The organism is Citrobacter sp. C1 (assembly GCF_014596895.2).
In the GTDB taxonomy this organism is placed as follows: Bacteria; Pseudomonadota; Gammaproteobacteria; order Enterobacterales; family Enterobacteriaceae; genus Citrobacter; species Citrobacter gillenii.
This window is the reverse complement of record NZ_CP115035.1, coordinates 3,384,675-3,402,013: the sequence shown is the minus strand read 5'-3', so window position 1 is coordinate 3,402,013 and position 17,339 is coordinate 3,384,675. Positions and strand designations below refer to the sequence as shown.

13 protein-coding genes and 1 pseudogene are annotated in these 17,339 nt (G+C 54.1%); 6 read left to right on the top strand and 8 right to left on the bottom strand.

Annotation, left to right across the window (positions count from 1 at the left end; genetic code table 11):
• Nucleotides 1-8: 8 nt before the first annotated feature.
• Nucleotides 9-686 (bottom strand): isochorismatase family protein, encoded by a 678-nt coding sequence (locus tag IB214_RS16500; RefSeq protein ID WP_096757702.1) that lies wholly within the window; start codon nucleotides 684-686, stop codon nucleotides 9-11.
• A 16-nt stretch (nucleotides 687-702) separates the two neighbouring features.
• On the bottom strand, nucleotides 703-1,563 hold the full coding sequence (locus IB214_RS16495; protein ID WP_117341702.1) for a pirin family protein: 861 nt from the start codon (nucleotides 1,561-1,563) through the stop codon (nucleotides 703-705).
• A 108-nt stretch (nucleotides 1,564-1,671) separates the two neighbouring features.
• On the opposite strand from IB214_RS16495, the gene IB214_RS16490 reads away from it, so the two are divergent.
• Complete coding sequence (locus IB214_RS16490; RefSeq protein ID WP_117341703.1) at nucleotides 1,672-2,583, top strand: LysR family transcriptional regulator; 912 nt, start codon at nucleotides 1,672-1,674, stop codon at nucleotides 2,581-2,583.
• A 78-nt stretch (nucleotides 2,584-2,661) separates the two neighbouring features.
• Here the strand turns inward: IB214_RS16490 and infA are convergent, their stop codons facing one another.
• The 6 genes and pseudogenes from infA to trxB form a co-directional block, all read right to left on the bottom strand.
• Complete coding sequence (gene infA, locus IB214_RS16485; protein ID WP_002211347.1) at nucleotides 2,662-2,880, bottom strand: translation initiation factor IF-1; 219 nt, start codon at nucleotides 2,878-2,880, stop codon at nucleotides 2,662-2,664.
• Nucleotides 2,808-3,165 (bottom strand): annotated as a pseudogene (locus tag IB214_RS16480) (hypothetical protein). The gene infA and the pseudogene IB214_RS16480 overlap by 73 nt, the downstream one beginning before the upstream one ends.
• Entirely contained in the window at nucleotides 3,166-3,870 is a 705-nt protein-coding gene (gene aat, locus IB214_RS16475) for a leucyl/phenylalanyl-tRNA--protein transferase (protein ID WP_096757699.1), read from the bottom strand.
• A gap of 43 nt (nucleotides 3,871-3,913) precedes the next feature.
• The gene (gene cydC / locus IB214_RS16470) at nucleotides 3,914-5,635 is read right to left on the bottom strand and encodes a cysteine/glutathione ABC transporter ATP-binding protein/permease CydC (protein ID WP_117341704.1); all 1,722 of its coding nucleotides are present in this window, start codon (nucleotides 5,633-5,635) and stop codon (nucleotides 3,914-3,916) included.
• Complete coding sequence (gene cydD, locus IB214_RS16465; RefSeq protein WP_117341705.1) at nucleotides 5,636-7,402, bottom strand: cysteine/glutathione ABC transporter permease/ATP-binding protein CydD; 1,767 nt, start codon at nucleotides 7,400-7,402, stop codon at nucleotides 5,636-5,638. It abuts the gene before it with no gap.
• Nucleotides 7,403-7,516: 114 nt separating this feature from the next.
• Nucleotides 7,517-8,485, bottom strand: coding sequence for a thioredoxin-disulfide reductase (trxB, locus tag IB214_RS16460; RefSeq protein ID WP_096757696.1), 969 nt, complete (start codon nucleotides 8,483-8,485; stop codon nucleotides 7,517-7,519).
• A gap of 584 nt (nucleotides 8,486-9,069) precedes the next feature.
• Between trxB and lrp the strand changes: the two genes are divergently transcribed.
• From lrp to serS, 5 genes are all read left to right on the top strand, one after another.
• Nucleotides 9,070-9,564, top strand: coding sequence for a leucine-responsive transcriptional regulator Lrp (gene lrp / locus IB214_RS16455; protein ID WP_000228473.1), 495 nt, complete (start codon nucleotides 9,070-9,072; stop codon nucleotides 9,562-9,564).
• Nucleotides 9,565-9,698: 134 nt separating this feature from the next.
• Complete coding sequence (ftsK, locus tag IB214_RS16450) at nucleotides 9,699-13,739, top strand: DNA translocase FtsK (RefSeq protein WP_117341706.1); 4,041 nt, start codon at nucleotides 9,699-9,701, stop codon at nucleotides 13,737-13,739.
• 111 nt (nucleotides 13,740-13,850) lie between these two features.
• Nucleotides 13,851-14,462, top strand: coding sequence for an outer membrane lipoprotein chaperone LolA (gene lolA / locus IB214_RS16445; protein WP_096757694.1), 612 nt, complete (start codon nucleotides 13,851-13,853; stop codon nucleotides 14,460-14,462).
• A gap of 10 nt (nucleotides 14,463-14,472) precedes the next feature.
• Nucleotides 14,473-15,816, top strand: coding sequence for a replication-associated recombination protein RarA (gene rarA / locus IB214_RS16440; RefSeq protein ID WP_096757693.1), 1,344 nt, complete (start codon nucleotides 14,473-14,475; stop codon nucleotides 15,814-15,816).
• Between the two features lie 92 nt (nucleotides 15,817-15,908).
• The gene (gene serS / locus IB214_RS16435) at nucleotides 15,909-17,201 is read left to right on the top strand and encodes a serine--tRNA ligase (protein ID WP_096757692.1); all 1,293 of its coding nucleotides are present in this window, start codon (nucleotides 15,909-15,911) and stop codon (nucleotides 17,199-17,201) included.
• Nucleotides 17,202-17,339: the final 138 nt, after the last annotated feature.

Below are 17,339 nucleotides of genomic sequence, written 5' to 3'. Positions count from 1 at the left end.
GAACATGATTAGCGCTGAGAGTCCAGTTTTTCACCGTTGGTGACGACTTCCTGAGCCTTGCTGTAGCTTTCGATCAGCAGCTGATAGGCTGGGAAGATTTTGGTATACACTTCCGCCCATTCAGCGGCATCTTCCCGGTTCCAGGTCCGCTGTATTTCAGACGCAACGGCTGCGGTATCCATTGGCACCACGCCTGCCTGTACCACTCGCGCCAACGTGATTTCCTGCGCCATCTTGCTGTAAGTGCCGGAAGCGTCAATGACGGCAAACACTTTATACCCTTCCGCTACCGCGCTGATGGCCGGGAAAGCCATGCAAACGCTGGTAATGGTACCGGCGATAATCAGCGTTTTACGACCCGTTGCTTTGACGGCTTTAACAAAGTCTTCGTTATCCCAGGCGTTGATCTCGCCTTTGCGCGCCACGTACTGAGCATGGGGCGCATTGGCGTGGATTTCCGGAATCAACGGGCCGTTGGGTCCCTGTGGAACGGAGGCGGTGGTGATCACCGGCATCTTCGCCAGGGTGGCTATTTTTGCCAGCGCAGCGGCACGGGCACGCAGTTCGGGCATTGGCATATCACCGACGGTCTGAAAAAGACCGCTCTGGTGATCGATAAGCAGCATCACGGCATCATCTACGTCGATAACCGGGCGTGAACCATTAAAATTTGCAGGACTGGACATCGTATTCTCCTTCGCTTTAGATTTGGCCAAAACGGCCGGAGTTGAAATCGCGTACGGCTTCGGCGATCTCTTGTTTTGTGTTCATCACAAACGGACCGTAACCGACAATGGGTTCATTTAACGGTTCGCCTGACAGCAGCAGCACGCTTGCGTCGCTACTGGCCTCGATATGTAGGGTTTTACCCTGCTGGCTTAATACCACCAGCTGCGCCTCACTTGCGGAGGTGGCACCGTTGATGGTGATCGTGCCTTTCAGCACCACCAGCGCAGTGCTCCATCCTTCCGGCTGGGACAGCGTGACCGGGCGATTACTTTGCAGGCGCATGTCCCACACATTTAACGGTGAGAAGGTATGCGCGGGGCCTTTCGTATCCTGATAGCTGCCCGCAATCACGCGCACGGTACCTGCGTCATCTGGCAGGTCGACGGTGGGAATAACGTCGCTGCTGATGCCCTGATAACCCGGCACGGTCATTTTGTCTTTGGCTGGCAGGTTGACCCACAGCTGGACCATTTCCAGCTCGCCGCCCTTACGGGTAAATTCCGGCGAATGAAATTCTTCGTGTAAAATCCCGGCCCCTGCTGTCATCCACTGCACATCGCCTGGACCGATAATGCCGCCGCGCCCGGTTGAGTCGCGATGTTCAACTTCACCGCTGTAAACAATGGTCACTGTTTCAAAACCACGGTGCGGGTGCTCACCGACGCCGCGCTTTTCATTACCCGGTGTAAAGGTATGCGGACCCGCGTAATCCAGCAGCAGGAACGGACTGAGCTGCTCAGCATGAGACTGGTAAGAGAACATCGAGCGAACTGGAAATCCATCGCCAACCCAGTGTGGGCGAGGTGCGGTATAGACGCCTGTTACGTGTTTCATATGTATCTCCTCAGTGACGTTATCTTGATGTGAATAAGCTTATATCCATGACAGCGAGCTGAGTAGTGGCTAAAATAGTCCTCACCGTCTCATTCATAGGACAATAAGATGACGAAGCTGGATCTCAATGATTTCGCATGGTTTGTGCATGTTGTCGAAGAGGGAGGATTCGCAGCGGCAGGCCGTGCGCTTGATGAGCCCAAATCCAAACTCAGTCGGCGTATTGCGCAACTGGAGGAGAGACTGGGGGTGCGTTTGATTCAGCGAACAACCCGGCAGTTTAATGTCACGGAGGTCGGGCAGACCTTTTACGAACACTGTAAGGCGATGTTGGTGGAGGCGCAGGCGGCACAGGATGCCATTGCGGCGTTGCAGGTTGAGCCACGTGGCATTGTTAAACTGACGTGCCCGGTGACGCTGTTGCATGTCCATATCGGCCCCATGCTGGCCCGGTTCATGGCGCGTTATCCGGATGTTGCAGTACAGCTTGAAGCCACGAATCGCCGCGTCGACGTCGTCGGAGAAGGTCTGGATGTGGCGATTCGCGTCCGACCTCGTCCTCTTGAAGACAGTGATTTGGTCATGCGGGTGCTTGCTGACAGGGGGCACCGGCTGTATGCCAGTCCGCGATTGGTTGAGCAGATGGGGACATTACACGCCCCAGCAGAGCTGACCCGTTGGCCCGGGCTGAGTCTGGCGGCGGGGAAACATGTTCATCGTTGGGAGTTGTTTGGCCCACAGGGTGCCCGCGCGGAAGTACATTTTATGCCGCGTATGATCACCACAGATATGCTGGCGCTGCGCGAGGCCGCGGTTGCCGGGGTAGGCGTGGTGCAACTCCCGCAGTTAATGGTCAAGGATCAATTAGCCGCAGGGGAGCTGGTGGCATTGCTGGATGGCTGGGAACCGAGGCGGGAGATTATTCACGCGGTCTTTCCATCGCGTAGGGGGTTATTGCCCTCGGTGCGCGCATTAGTGGATTTCCTGACGGAAGAATATGCACGCATGATTGAGGACTAAAGCCTCAAATTTGGCCCACAAAAAAGGCCGGATATACCGACCTTTTATTATCTGGACGCCAGTCTGGCGTGAAAAAAATCAGCGACTACGGAAGACAATGCGGCCTTTGCTCAGGTCGTACGGGGTCAGTTCAACAGTCACTTTGTCTCCCGTCAGGATGCGGATATAGTTTTTACGCATTTTACCGGAGATGTGTGCAGTAACCACGTGACCGTTTTCTAACTCTACGCGGAACATGGTATTAGGTAACGTATCGAGAACGGTACCCTGCATTTCAATATTGTCTTCTTTGGCCATCTAATCCTCTGGGGTATCACTACCGTAATTTGAACCGGCAAGATAATGCCGAAGTTCTTTTAATAAGTAAAGATTTGCGCGATTAAAATACAGCAAATCAAGTTTGGCGCATTACTCTATCCACACACGGCAAAGCCGCACTTAAAGCGCAACGTGTAAGGGAACGATGAGATAAACGATAGGCGTTGCCTGACGCGAACTGTTCCTTAACGGCGGCGGGGTAATGGGCTAAACCAACTCTGCGACGCAATTATAACACCCCGACAAAAAATGTGCCGAAAACATTCACTCCTGAGGTAAAAATAACGTCCGGGGTACCCAAAAATGGCTGGGTAACCGCTGCTGGCGCAGTCTGCTCAAGTGTTCAAGGTACTCCCGACGCGGCGTTTCGACGGCGCCCAGCGACGCTGTATGTCCATTTAACACCTGACAGTCAATTAACTTCCCACCCTGCTGGCTAAATTCAGCGCAAAAAACAAGCAACGCGGTTTTTGAGGCATTTTCCTGACGACTGAACATTGATTCACCGCAGAAGAGCGTGCCTTGCGAAACGCCGTACATACCACCGACTAATTCATTGTGCCGCCACACTTCAATGGAATGCGCGTGCCCCAATTCATGCAGGCGGTGGTAAGCGTCAACAATATCACGCGTTATCCAGGTCCCTTCTTCGCGGTCATTGGCACAACCTTCAATCACCTGACCAAAGGCGTAATTTAACGTGACACGATAAGGTGAGTGTTTATGAAAACGCTTCATGCTACGGCTAAGATGAAATGTCTCAGGCCACAAAATGGCGCGCGGATCGGGCGACCACCAAAGGATTGGGTCGCCAGGAGAAAACCACGGAAAAATACCGCGCTGGTACGCCATAAGCAGACGGGCAGGGCTGAGATCGCCACCCAGCGCTAACAAACCGTTAGGTTCGCGTAACGCGCCTTCCGGTGACGGGAAGGCGATAGAATTGCGGGACAGTTGCACCAGGCGCATGACAGCGAAACTCCACTACGCGAGTCGATCGTTCAATAATAGCTTACAGACGTTGCTTAAACTGGTAATAACGCCCCTGCCTGGCTAACAGATCTGCGTGATTACCTTGCTCAATAATGTGTCCGTTGTCCATCACTATTATTTGATTAAAACGCGACAGCCCGCGCAGGCGATGCGTCACCATCAATACCGTTTTATCTCGCATGACATCACTAATCAATTCAAGCATTTGGCTTTCGGTGGTAGCGTCCAGTCCTTCGGTAGGTTCATCCAGCAGCATCAGCGGGGCATCGTGGAGTACCGCGCGAGCGATTGCCAGACGGCGGAGTTCGCCGCCGGAAAGCTGACGACCCCCTTCACCTAACCAGGCGTTGAGGCCATCATCTTCCAGCAGTTTTTCCAGACCAACGCGGCACAGTATTTCGGATAATGCGTCATCACTGGCCTGCGGCGCGGCCAGCAGCAGGTTGTCGCGTAATGTGGCGCTAAAAAGGTGCACACGTTGCGGCACGATGCTGATGCTTTGACGCAGCGTTGACTCACTCAGAGTTGAAATCGGGCGGTCGTTAAACAAAATTTCACCGTGTTGCGGGTTCCAGGCGCGGGTCAGCAGTTGTAGCAGGGTGGACTTTCCACAGCCGGTGCGGCCGAGAATCGCAACATGCTCGCCGGGTTTTGCTTGCAGGGAGAGGGTATCCAGCGCATTTTGCGCCTGGCCCGGGTAGCTGAAACAAACGTCGCGCAGCGTGAGGGTAATCGGCTCAGAAACTGTCGATCCTGCGTCGGGGAAAGTGACTTCCGGTTTTTGTTCCGTCAGTTCTGTAATGCGCAGGGCAGAGGCGATCACCTGACCGAGGTGCTGAAATGCACCCGTTACCGGGGCCAGGGCTTCAAATGCGGCCAGTGCGCAGAACACAAACAGCGCAATCAGCGCACCTGGCTGGGTATTGCCTCCCACGCCGCCCGAGGCCATCCAGAGCATCACGATGACGGCCAGTGCGCCAATCAGCAGCATTAGGGCCTGAGACAGCGCCGTTAATTCGGACTGGCGACGCTGAGCTTCGTGCCACTGTAACTCTGTGGCTTCCATTTGTGCTCGATAGCGAACACTTGCGCCAAAAATGGTCAGCTCGGCCTGGCCCTGCAGCCAGGAGGTCAGCTGTTGGCGATATTGCCCGCGCAGGTGCGTCAGGTTTTGCCCGGTGCGTTTTCCGGCCTGATAAAACAGCGGAGGCAAAATAAACAAGGTCAGCAGCATGATGCCACCGAGGGTGATGGCCAGCGTGAGATCGAGCACGCTCAGACCCAGCGTCACCACCATAATCACGACAAATGCCCCAACCAGCGGAGAGATGACGCGCAGATAAAGATGATCAAGCGTATCGACATCCGCAACGATGCGGTTAAGCAGTTCACCCTGGCCATAACGGGCCAGACCCGCCGGAGAGAGTGGCAGCAGCTTACTAAATGTATAAATACGCAGGTGCTGCAACACGCGGAATGTCGCGTCGTGACTGACCAGTCGCTCGAAATAACGACCTGCGGTACGGGTGATCGCCGCACCGCGCACGCCGGCAGCGGGGAGCATATAGTTAAAACTGTAAATCCCGGTGACGCCAACCACCGCGGAAGCGGAGAGGAACCAACCGGAAAGTGTCAGCAAGCCGATACTGGCTAATAGCGTGATGATCGCCAGAATAATTCCCAGCGTTAACATCCATTTATGACGTTTATACAGCGTCAGATAAGGTAGCAAAGCGCGCATTTAGATGTCCTCCTGACGGTGAGCCAGCAGTGTTGCAAAAGCCCCGTTGGCTGCGCTCAGTTGAGCATAAGTGCCTTGCTCGACGATCTGTCCGTCCTGCATGACCCAAATGGCATCCCACTCGGTAAGGTCTTCAAGCTGGTGCGTGACCATCAGCGTGGTCTGGCGGCGTGATGCTGCATTCAGCGCCTGCATGACGCGCTGCTCGCTGTGCGCATCGAGGCTAGCGGCGGGTTCGTCCAGTAGCATTAGCTGACACGGATTGAGCAAGGCGCGTGCGACGGCAACGCGCTGCGCTTGCCCGACGGAAAGCCGGGCGGCCTGATCGCCGACCGGGGTATCCACGCCCTGAGGCAGCAGGGGTAAAAACTCACTTACCCAGGCGTTGTCGAGCGCGGCCTGAAGCTGTTGCTCGCTGGCATCTGGACGTGCCAGCAGCACATTATCGCGCAACGTTGGGGCAGGAAGCTGTGGGTTCTGTCCTACCCACGACAGCTGTTTTCGCCAGGAGTCAGGGGCCAGGGAGCGAAGCTCAAAACCATTAATTCTCAGCGAACCCTGATACGAGAGAAAACCAGAAAGGGCATTCAGCAGCGAGCTCTTACCGGAGCCGCTACGTCCCACCAGTACCGCGCGCTGACCGGCTGGCAGCGAGAAGTTAAGTGGACCAGCAAGCACTTTACCTTCCGGGGAGGTGATAACCAGATCTTCTGCGGTAATCGAAACCGGCTCTTTTACGGCCAGCTCAATGTCGCCACGTTCAGGATGCGCCAGCGGCGTTTCCATGAACGTTTTCAGGCTGTCTGCGGCACCGACGGCCTGGGCTTTGGCATGATAAAACGTGCCCAGATCGCGTAAGGGCTGGAAAAACTCAGGCGCAAGAATCAGTGCCAGGAATCCAGAGGCTAAGGTAACACCAACGCCATAGTGGCCGAAGTTGAGTTCGCCGAGGTACGAGAAGCCAAAGTAAACCGCCACCAGCGCGATGGACAGCGAGGTGAAAAATTCCAGTACGCCGGAGGAGAGGAACGCGAGGCGCAGAACTTCCATGGTGCGCTGGCGAAAATCTTGTGATGCCGCACGAATGCTTTCTGTTTCCGCTTCGCCGCGACCAAATATTCTTAACGTTTCCATACCACGCAAGCGGTCGAGGAAATGACCGCTGAGTCGGGCTAGCGCCTGAAAGTTACGTCGGTTAGCATCAGCAGCGCCCATACCGACCATTGCCATAAACATGGGGATTAGCGGTGCAGTGCCAAGCAGGATAAGGGCAGCTATCCAGTTAGACGGGAAAATGGCCGCGACAATCAAAATGGGGACGCAGACGGCAAGCGCCATTTGCGGCAGATAACGCGCGTAGTAATCATGCATATCGTCAATCTGCTCGAGCACCAACGTGGCCCAACTTCCGGCTGGTTTACCCTGGATCCACGCGGGGCCTGCCTGTTGCAGACGGTCCAGAACCTGACGGCGAATTTCAAAACGAATGTGCTGTCCCGCGTGAAAACCGACCCGCTCACGTAGCCAGACCACCCATGCACGCAGGATGAAAATCAGCACTAATACGATGAAAGGGAGCAGAAGGGCTTCGCGGGGAATATTATCCATGATCATGTGATCAAGAATGCGTGCCAGGAGCCAGGCCTGAGCGACAATTAACAGGCCGCTGACGAAGCCTAACAGGCGTGAAATATTCAGCCAACGCTGGGAAATGACACTTTGCTGTTTTAACCAGCGTGTTAGCTCTTTTTGACGGGTTTTATTCATTGCTCGCTTAGCAGGTGAGTTATAGGAATTTTTAGGCAGGACAATGTTACAACGGGGCAAAAATAAAGGCGACTGATAGTCGCCTTTTTTACTTTTGTTACTGATTTGTAAAACTTATTTGCAGGCGTCAGCCAGACCGTCGAGATAACGCTCTGCATCAAGGGCTGCCATACAACCCGTACCTGCAGAGGTAATCGCCTGGCGATAAATATGGTCCATCACGTCACCGGCCGCGAACACGCCTGGAATGCTGGTTTGCGTCGCATTACCGTGAATGCCGGACTGAACTTTGATGTAGCCGTTTTCCAGCTCAAGCTGGCCTTCAAAAATCGCGGTGTTCGGGCTGTGACCAATGGCGACAAACAGTCCTGCAACGTCCAGAGACTCGACGTTATCGGTGTTTTGGGTATCACGCAGACGCAGTCCGGTGACGCCCATTTGATCGCCGGTCACTTCTTCCAGCGTGCGGTGCGTGTGCAGAACGATGTTGCCGTTTTCGACTTTATCCATCAGGCGCTTGATAAGGATTTTTTCTGCACGGAAGCTGTCGCGACGGTGAATCAAATGCACTTCAGAGGCAATATTCGCCAGATACAACGCTTCTTCTACAGCCGTGTTGCCACCGCCGATAACCGCCACCTTCTGGTTGCGATAGAAGAATCCGTCACAGGTCGCACAGGCAGAAACACCGCGACCTTTAAACGCTTCTTCAGACGGTAAGCCAAGGTAGCGAGCGGAAGCGCCGGTGGCGATAATCAACGCATCGCAGGTGTACTCGCCGCTGTCGCCGGTCAGACGGAACGGACGGTTCTGCAGATCAACCTTGCTGATGTGATCAAAAATGATTTCCGTCTCAAATTTTGTCGCATGCTCATGCATACGTTCCATCAGCAGTGGGCCCGTAAGATCGTGCGGGTCGCCAGGCCAGTTTTCGACTTCCGTCGTCGTGGTCAACTGACCCCCTTTTTCCATACCGGTAATCAGTACCGGTTGCAGGTTTGCGCGTGCAGCATAGACCGCAGCGGTATACCCGGCAGGGCCTGAACCCAGAATAAGAAGTTTACTGTGTTTGGTCGTGCCCATGAGATCCCCATAGTTGTTGGCAGGCAATGAACTGGATTGTAGGGAATTTGCAGGCGTAAAAAAAGAGTATGGAAATTTTGTTAACAATTTGTGCAATAGCGGGAGCCGATGATCGGCCAGACAGGCGGCACGGACGTCAACCAACGCACAGGTAACATGAAGTATGACGGGACATAACGATTTCTACTTAAAATCGGCCAGTTATAAGGCGATAAAATGACGATTTTCCATCACTCCCAATGAATAACTGGCATGTTGTACTAAAAATCGATGTTTTGCTTTGACAATCCCCTGCTGTTTTGCGAAAACATTCAAGGAAGAAAAAAACTGTGTCGTGTGTGTGCTGCATAATCATGCATCCAGATACCATGTTTACCGAGTTAGCGAAATCTACGCATGGTGTGGACAGATGCCATTCGTGATGTCGATAGCCGCCGACAGGCAACGGTCTTCTCACCATAAACCCAGACATTTCACACCGTAAATCCCTCTGGGTTTCGGGTATTGTGATGGGTAGCGACTCTGAACAGTGATGTTAGAAGGGTCAGGCAGGAGTAGGGAAGGAATACAGAGAGACAATAATAATGGTAGATAGTAAGAAGCGCCCTGGCAAAGATCTCGACCGTATCGATCGTAACATTCTTAATGAGCTGCAAAAGGATGGGCGTATTTCTAACGTCGAGCTTTCTAAACGAGTGGGACTTTCACCAACGCCCTGCCTTGAGCGTGTGCGTCGGTTAGAAAGACAGGGATTTATTCAGGGCTATACGGCGCTGTTAAACCCGCATTATCTGGATGCATCACTTCTGGTTTTTGTTGAGATTACTCTGAATCGTGGCGCACCGGATGTCTTTGAGCAGTTCAACACTGCAGTGCAAAAACTTGAAGAAATTCAAGAGTGTCATTTGGTTTCCGGTGATTTCGACTACCTGCTGAAAACACGCGTACCGGATATGTCAGCATACCGCAAGCTATTGGGGGAAACCCTGCTGCGTCTGCCTGGCGTGAATGACACACGTACTTACGTGGTAATGGAAGAAGTTAAACAGAGCAATCGTCTGGTAATTAAGACGCGCTAACACGGAACAGGTGCAAAATCGACGTAGTTTGATTACACTCCTGTTAATCCATACAGCAACAGTGCCGGGGCAACCCGGTGCTGTTGTCCGTTTTAGCATCGGGCAGGAAAAGCCTGAAACCTGGAGAGCCGTTTTTGAGCCAGGAATACACTGAAGACAAAGACGTCACATTGACGAAGTTAAGCAGCGGGCGCCGACTTCTGGAAGCGCTACTGATCCTTATTGCCCTTTTTGCCGTCTGGTTGATGGCTGCCTTACTCAGCTTTAACCCTTCGGATCCCAGCTGGTCGCAAACCGCGTGGCACGAGCCTATCCACAATCTTGGGGGAATACCCGGAGCATGGTTGGCGGACACGCTGTTCTTTATTTTTGGCATCATGGCCTACACCCTACCTGTGATCATTGTTGGGGGCTGTTGGTTTACCTGGCGACATCAGGCCAGTGACGAGTACGTTGACTATTTCGCCGTATCGCTGCGCATCATTGGCGTTCTGGCGCTCATTCTCACCTCTTGTGGACTGGCGGCAATCAATGCCGATGATATCTGGTATTTCGCGTCTGGCGGCGTGATTGGCAGTCTGCTCAGTACCACGCTACAACCTCTGCTGCATAGCAGCGGGGGAACACTCACACTATTGTGCATCTGGGCGGCAGGTCTGACGTTGTTTACCGGTTGGTCATGGGTGAGCATTGCGGAAAAACTGGGCGGCTGGTTACTCAATATCCTGACCTTTGCCAGTAACCGCACTCGTCGTGACGATACATGGGTCGATGACGAAGAATATGAAGACGATGAAGAGTCCGTCGACATCGCCGAAGGAAAACCGCATGAATCACGCCGGGCGCGTATTCTTCGTGGGGCATTAGCACGTCGTAAGCGGCTGGCCGAGAAGTTTACCAATCCGCGTGGTCGTCATACCGATGCTGCGCTGTTCTCCGGTAAACGGATGGACGACGAAGATGAAATTGAATACAGCGCCCGTGGTGTTGCCGCCGATCCGAATGATGTTCTGTTCTCGGGTAATCGCGCGACGCTGCCTGAATATGATGAGTTCGACCCGCTGCTAAGTGGTCACTCGGTGACTGAGCCTGTGACAGCCGCAGCAGCAGCCACGGCGACCGCGCAGGCCTGGAGTGCGCCAGCCGATCCTTTAATGCAAGCTCCGCTGGTTTCCGGTGGTGTTCCTGTTCAGCCTGCACCGACTGCTGCATGGCAACCTGCGCCAGCGCCACAGGTGGCTGAGCCGGTTGTGACTCCTGCCTACGAAGGTTATCCGCAGCCTGCACAATATACTCAACCGACGGCACAGCCTTATGAGCCGTGGCAGCAGCCCGCACCGGTTGAGCCTCAGCCGCAATATGCTGTGCCGCCCGTTGTCGAACCTCAATACCAACAGCCGGTAGCTCCGCAGCCGCAAATGCAGCCGCAGTGGCAGTCGCCTGTTCCAGAACAAAGCTGGCAGCAACAGCCGGTACAGCAGCCGGTTCCTTCACCGGATCCTGTTTATCACCCGCAGCCGGCTTACCAGCAGGAATCCACATTCCATCAGCCTGCGTCTCAGCAGCCGCCTGCTTTCGTGCAGGAGCCTGTTGTTGAGCAACCGCCGGTTGTCGAGCCTGAACCGGTTGTGGAAGAGACGAAACCGGCGCGTCCGCCACTCTATTACTTTGAAGAGGTGGAAGAAAAGCGCGCGCGTGAGCGTGAACAGCTCGCGGCCTGGTATCAGCCCATTCCTGAACCACTGCAGGAACCTGAGCGAATTAAACCGTCAATGCCATCAATGCCAACTGCCGCATCTATACCGCCGGTTGAATCCGTCGCGGCCGTCGCGCCGCTGGCTGCCGGAGTGAAAAACGCCGCAATGGGCGCTGGGGCCGCTGCTGTTGCTGCACCTGTGTTTAGTCTGGCGGGTAGCGGTGCGCCGCGTCCACAGGTGAAAGAAGGCATTGGTCCGCAGTTGCCGCGTCCAAATCGCGTCCGTGTGCCAACGCGTCGTGAGCTGGCTTCATATGGTATCAAACTACCGTCGCAACGTATGGCCGAAGAGAAAGCGCGAGAAGAGCAGCTTGATACGGATTATACCGACGATGAAATTGAAGCGATGCAACAGGATGAGCTGGCGCGTCAGTTCGCCCAGTCGCAGCAGCATCGTTATGGTGAAGAGTATCAGGACAATACGCATCAGATTGAGGACGAAGAGTCTGCAGCAGAAGCGGAGTTGGCCCGTCAGTTTGCCTCTTCCCAGCAGCAGCGCTATTCCGGCGAACAGCCTGCGGGCGCTAATCCGTTCTCGTTAGATGACTTTGCTTTCTCGCCGATGAAAGCACTGGTGGATGATGGCCCGCATGAGCCGCTGTTTACCCCAAGCGTTATGCCTGAACCGGAGCCTGTGCCGCAGCAGCATTATCAGCAGCCGCCACAACCTGTTGCACCGCAGCAGCATTATCAGCAGGCGCCACAGCCTGTGCCGCAGCAGCATTATCAGCAGGCGCCACAGCCTGTGCCGCAGCAGCATTATCAGCAGCCGCCACAGCCTGTTGCACCGCAGCAGCATTATCAGCAGGCGCCACAACCTGTTGCGCCGCAGCAGCATTATCAGCAACCGTCACAGCCTGTTACACCGCAGCCGCAGGATAGCCTGATCCATCCATTATTGATGCGCAATGGCGACAGTCGTCCTGTTCAGCGTCCAACCACGCTGCTGCCATCGCTGGATCTGCTCACCCCGCCACCGAGTGAAGTTGAACCGGTGGACACCTTCGCGCTGGAGCAAATGGCGCGACTGGTGGAAGCGCGCTTAGCAGATTTCCGTATTAAGGCTGATGTGGTGAACTATTCACCGGGCCCGGTGATAACCCGTTTTGAACTGAATTTGGCTCCGGGTGTTAAGGCTGCACGGATTTCTAACCTCTCCCGAGACCTGGCGCGTTCACTGTCGACCGCTGCGGTTCGTGTGGTGGAGGTTATTCCAGGTAAACCGTATGTTGGGTTGGAATTACCGAACAAAAAACGTCAGACCGTCTACCTGCGCGAAGTGCTGGATAACGCGAAATTCCGTGATAATCCTTCTCCGCTGACCGTAGTGCTCGGTAAAGATATTGCCGGCGAACCGGTTACGGCTGATTTGGCGAAGATGCCGCATCTGCTGGTGGCGGGTACCACGGGTTCCGGTAAGTCTGTTGGGGTCAATGCTATGATCCTCAGCATGCTGTATAAGGCACAGCCGGAAGATGTGCGATTCATTATGATCGACCCAAAAATGCTCGAGTTGTCGGTTTATGAGGGCATTCCGCATCTGTTGACGGAAGTGGTTACAGATATGAAGGATGCTGCCAACGCGTTGCGCTGGAGCGTCAATGAAATGGAACGCCGCTACAAACTGATGTCAGCGCTGGGCGTGCGTAATCTGGCGGGTTACAACGAGAAGATCGCAGAAGCGGATCGTATGGGGCGTCCGATCCCGGACCCGTACTGGAAACCGGGCGATAGCATGGATGTTACCCATCCGGTGCTGAAAAAAGAGCCTTATATCGTTGTCCTGGTCGATGAATTTGCTGACCTGATGATGACCGTCGGTAAAAAAGTGGAAGAACTGATCGCTCGTTTGGCGCAAAAAGCGCGTGCGGCGGGGATCCACCTGGTGCTGGCGACCCAGCGTCCGTCGGTTGATGTGATTACCGGGCTTATCAAAGCCAACATCCCGACCCGTATTGCCTTTACCGTGTCGAGTAAAATTGATTCGCGTACCATCCTTGATCAGTCAGGTGCTGAATCCCTGTTAGGGATGGGGGATATGCTTTATTCCGCACCAAACTCGACAATTCCGGTGCGTGTTCACGGTGCCTTTGTGCGTGATGAAGAAGTTCATGCCGTTGTTCAAGACTGGAAAGCGCGCGGCCGTCCGCAATACGTTGAGGGAATCACTTCTGATAGCGAAAGCGAAGGCGGCGGCGGTGGTTTTGACAATGGGGAAGAACTGGATCCGCTGTTTGATCAGGCGGTGAATTTTGTTACCCAAAAACGCAAAGCCTCCATCTCCGGCGTCCAGCGTCAGTTCCGCATCGGTTACAACCGCGCGGCACGTATCATCGAGCAGATGGAAGCGCAGGGGATTGTCAGTGAGCAAGGGCATAATGGTAATCGTGAAGTGCTGGCGCCGCCGCCCTTCGATTGATTGCAAAGTTAAGTAATTCAGTATTTTCTACTTTCCTCATGCTGATTTTTGGCCTGGAATGGATAGCAGAGGGATCTCCCCGTCGGGAGTGACGAATTTTGAGGAATAACGATGAAAAAGATCGCAATCACCTGTGCATTACTGTCGAGCTTTGTGGTGAGCAGCGTCTGGGCTGACGCCGCCAGTGACCTGAAAAGCCGTCTGGATAAAGTCAGTAGCTTCCATGCCAGCTTTACTCAGAAGGTGACTGATGGTAGCGGCGCAGCGGTACAGGAAGGTCAGGGTGACCTGTGGGTTAAACGTCCGAACCTGTTTAACTGGCATATGACACAGCCTGATGAAAGCATTCTGGTCTCCGACGGTAAAACGCTGTGGTTCTTTAATCCGTTTGTCGAACAGGCCACGGCAACCTGGCTGAAAGATGCCACGGGTAATACGCCGTTTATGCTGATTGCGCGCAACCAGTCCAGCGACTGGCAGCAGTACAACATCAAGCAAAATGGTGATGACTTCGTGTTGACTCCGAAAACCAGCAGCGGCAATCTGAAGCAGTTCACCATCAATGTGGGACGCGACGGCACTATCCATCAGTTTAGCGCCGTCGAGCAGGACGATCAGCGCAGTAGCTATCAGCTGAAATCTCAGCAGAATGGCGCAATCGAACCATCCAAATTCACCTTTACCCCTCCGCAGGGTGTCACGGTAGACGATCAACGTAAGTAGAGGCGTGTGAGTGGGTAATCTGTCGCTCGATTTTTCTGATAATACCTTTCAGCCGCTGGCCGCGCGTATGCGGCCAGAAAATTTAGCGCAGTATATCGGCCAGCAGCATTTGCTGGCTGCAGGTAAGCCCTTGCCACGCGCCATCGAGGCCGGGCACCTGCACTCCATGATCTTATGGGGCCCTCCAGGCACGGGTAAAACGACTCTTGCTGAAGTGATCGCCCGCTACGCGAACGCAGACGTTGAACGCATTTCGGCCGTCACCTCGGGTGTGAAAGAAATTCGTGAAGCGATTGAACGTGCGCGTCAGAATCGTAACGCCGGCCGGCGCACTATATTGTTTGTGGATGAAGTCCACCGCTTTAATAAAAGTCAGCAGGACGCCTTTCTCCCGCATATTGAAGATGGCACCATTACGTTTATAGGCGCCACGACTGAAAACCCCTCGTTTGAACTGAACTCGGCATTACTGTCGCGTGCGCGCGTCTATCTGCTTAAATCGCTCACTACCGACGATATCGAGCAGGTACTGGATCAGGCGATGGCGGACAAAGCGCGAGGCTACGGCGGCCAGGATATTGTTCTGCCGAATGAAACCCGTCGGGCCATTGCCGAGCTGGTGAATGGCGATGCGCGTCGGGCACTAAATACGCTGGAAATGATGGCCGATATGGCGGAAGTCGACGCCAGCGGAAAACGCGTTTTACAACCCACATTGCTGACAGAGATTGCCGGAGAGCGTAGCGCACGCTTTGATAATAAAGGCGATCGTTTTTACGATCTTATCTCGGCATTACATAAATCAGTACGCGGAAGCGCGCCGGATGCGGCCCTCTACTGGTACGCACGCATCATTACTGCAGGGGGCGATCCGCTGTATGTTGCACGCCGCTGTCTGGCGATCGCTTCTGAAGACGTGGGCAATGCCGATCCCCGAGCCATGCAGGTGGCGATTTCGGCATGGGATTGTTTCACCCGCGTTGGACCTGCGGAAGGTGAGCGGGCGATTGCCCAGGCGATCGTTTATTTGGCCTGCGCACCGAAGAGTAACGCGGTGTATACCGCCTATAAAGCGGCGTTGGCAGATGCACGCGATCGTCCGGATTACGACGTACCCGTGCATCTGCGTAATGCGCCGACGAAGTTAATGAAAGAAATGGGCTACGGCCAGGAATATCGCTACGCGCACGACGAGCCGAATGCGTATGCTGCCGGCGAAGAGTACTTCCCGCAGGAACTGGCACAAACACGCTATTATCGCCCGACAAACAGAGGTCTTGAGGGTAAGATTGGCGAAAAGCTCGCCTGGCTTGCCGGACAGGATCAAAATAGCCCTATAAAACGCTACCGTTAGAGCGATCGTTGCGGTAATGTTGGCAATGTATCCCTGTGACTGCAGGCTGTGGTCACTTTCTCCCATTTTAATTCGATAAGCACAGGATAAGCATGCTCGATCCCAATCTGCTGCGTAATGAGCCAGACGCAGTCGCTGAAAAACTGGCAAGCCGGGGCTTTAAGCTGGACGTAGATAAGCTGCGCGCTCTTGAAGAGCGTCGTAAAGTTCTGCAGGTACAAACTGAAAATCTGCAGGCAGAGCGTAACTCTCGATCGAAATCCATTGGCCAGGCAAAAGCGCGCGGGGAAGATATCGAGTCTTTACGTCTGGAAGTGAACAAACTGGGCGAAGAGCTGGATGCCGCGAAAGCTGAACTTGATACCTTGCAGGCTGAGATTCGCGATATTGCGCTGACCATTCCTAACCTGCCAGCAGACGAAGTCCCGGTCGGTAAAGATGAAAATGACAACATCGAAGTCAGCCGCTGGGGCACGCCGCGTGAGTTTGATTTTGACGTTCGCGATCACGTTACGCTGGGCGAAATGCACGCGGGGCTCGATTTTGCCGCCGCTGTTAAGCTGACCGGCTCGCGTTTCGTGGTCATGAAAGGGCAGATTGCGCGTATGCACCGTGCGCTGTCCCAGTTCATGCTGGATCTGCATACTGAACAGCATGGCTACAGTGAAAACTACGTTCCGTATCTGGTTAACCATGACACGCTGTACGGTACGGGTCAGTTGCCGAAATTTGCCGGCGATCTGTTCCATACCCGTCCGCTGGACGAAGAAGCCGACAGCAGCAACTATGCGCTGATCCCAACGGCAGAAGTTCCGCTGACCAACCTGGTGCGCGATGAGATCATTGACGAAGATGCGCTGCCAATCAAAATGACTGCGCATACCCCATGCTTCCGTTCAGAAGCGGGATCTTATGGTCGTGACACCCGTGGTCTGATCCGTATGCACCAGTTCGATAAAGTTGAGATGGTGCAGATCGTTCGTCCTGAAGATTCGATGGACGCGTTGGAAGAAATGACCGGTCATGCCGAGAAAGTCCTTCAGTTGCTGGGTCTGCCGTACCGTAAGATCATTCTGTGTACTGGTGATATGGGCTTCGGCGCATGCAAAACCTACGATCTGGAAGTGTGGATCCCGGCGCAAAATACCTACCGTGAAATCTCTTCCTGCTCCAACGTGTGGGATTTCCAGGCGCGTCGCATGCAGGCACGTTGCCGCAGCAAGTCCGACAAGAAGACCCGTTTGGTGCATACGCTGAACGGCTCTGGTCTGGCGGTTGGTCGTACGCTGGTTGCCGTAATGGAAAACTACCAGCAGGCCGATGGCCGCATTCAGGTTCCGGAAGTACTCCGTCCGTATATGAATGGCCTGGAATACATCGGATAAGTTAGCTTTCCCTGCTAAAAAAGCGCCTGCGGGCGCTTTTTTTATGCCTGCTTGACGTCGAACAATAACCCTTACCCCATTAGTGGTAATACTACCTTCGAATGAAAGTCAGTATTTATCTCTGTCTTTACGCAAATT

What these genes read in the sequence shown, in the direction of transcription:
- IB214_RS16500 (WP_096757702.1), bottom strand. Translation starts at nt 686, where the DNA reads ATGTCCAGTCCTGCAAATTTTAATGGTTCACGCCCGGTTATCGACGTA.
- infA (WP_002211347.1), bottom strand. Translation starts at nt 2,880, where the DNA reads ATGGCCAAAGAAGACAATATTGAAATGCAGGGTACCGTTCTCGATACG.
- lolA (WP_096757694.1), top strand. Translation starts at nt 13,851, where the DNA reads ATGAAAAAGATCGCAATCACCTGTGCATTACTGTCGAGCTTTGTGGTG.
- trxB (WP_096757696.1), bottom strand. Translation starts at nt 8,485, where the DNA reads ATGGGCACGACCAAACACAGTAAACTTCTTATTCTGGGTTCAGGCCCT.
- cydC (WP_117341704.1), bottom strand. Translation starts at nt 5,635, where the DNA reads ATGCGCGCTTTGCTACCTTATCTGACGCTGTATAAACGTCATAAATGG.
- IB214_RS16490 (WP_117341703.1), top strand. Translation starts at nt 1,672, where the DNA reads ATGACGAAGCTGGATCTCAATGATTTCGCATGGTTTGTGCATGTTGTC.
- serS (WP_096757692.1), top strand. Translation starts at nt 15,909, where the DNA reads ATGCTCGATCCCAATCTGCTGCGTAATGAGCCAGACGCAGTCGCTGAA.
- lrp (WP_000228473.1), top strand. Translation starts at nt 9,070, where the DNA reads ATGGTAGATAGTAAGAAGCGCCCTGGCAAAGATCTCGACCGTATCGAT.
- aat (WP_096757699.1), bottom strand. Translation starts at nt 3,870, where the DNA reads ATGCGCCTGGTGCAACTGTCCCGCAATTCTATCGCCTTCCCGTCACCG.
- cydD (WP_117341705.1), bottom strand. Translation starts at nt 7,402, where the DNA reads ATGAATAAAACCCGTCAAAAAGAGCTAACACGCTGGTTAAAACAGCAA.
- IB214_RS16495 (WP_117341702.1), bottom strand. Translation starts at nt 1,563, where the DNA reads ATGAAACACGTAACAGGCGTCTATACCGCACCTCGCCCACACTGGGTT.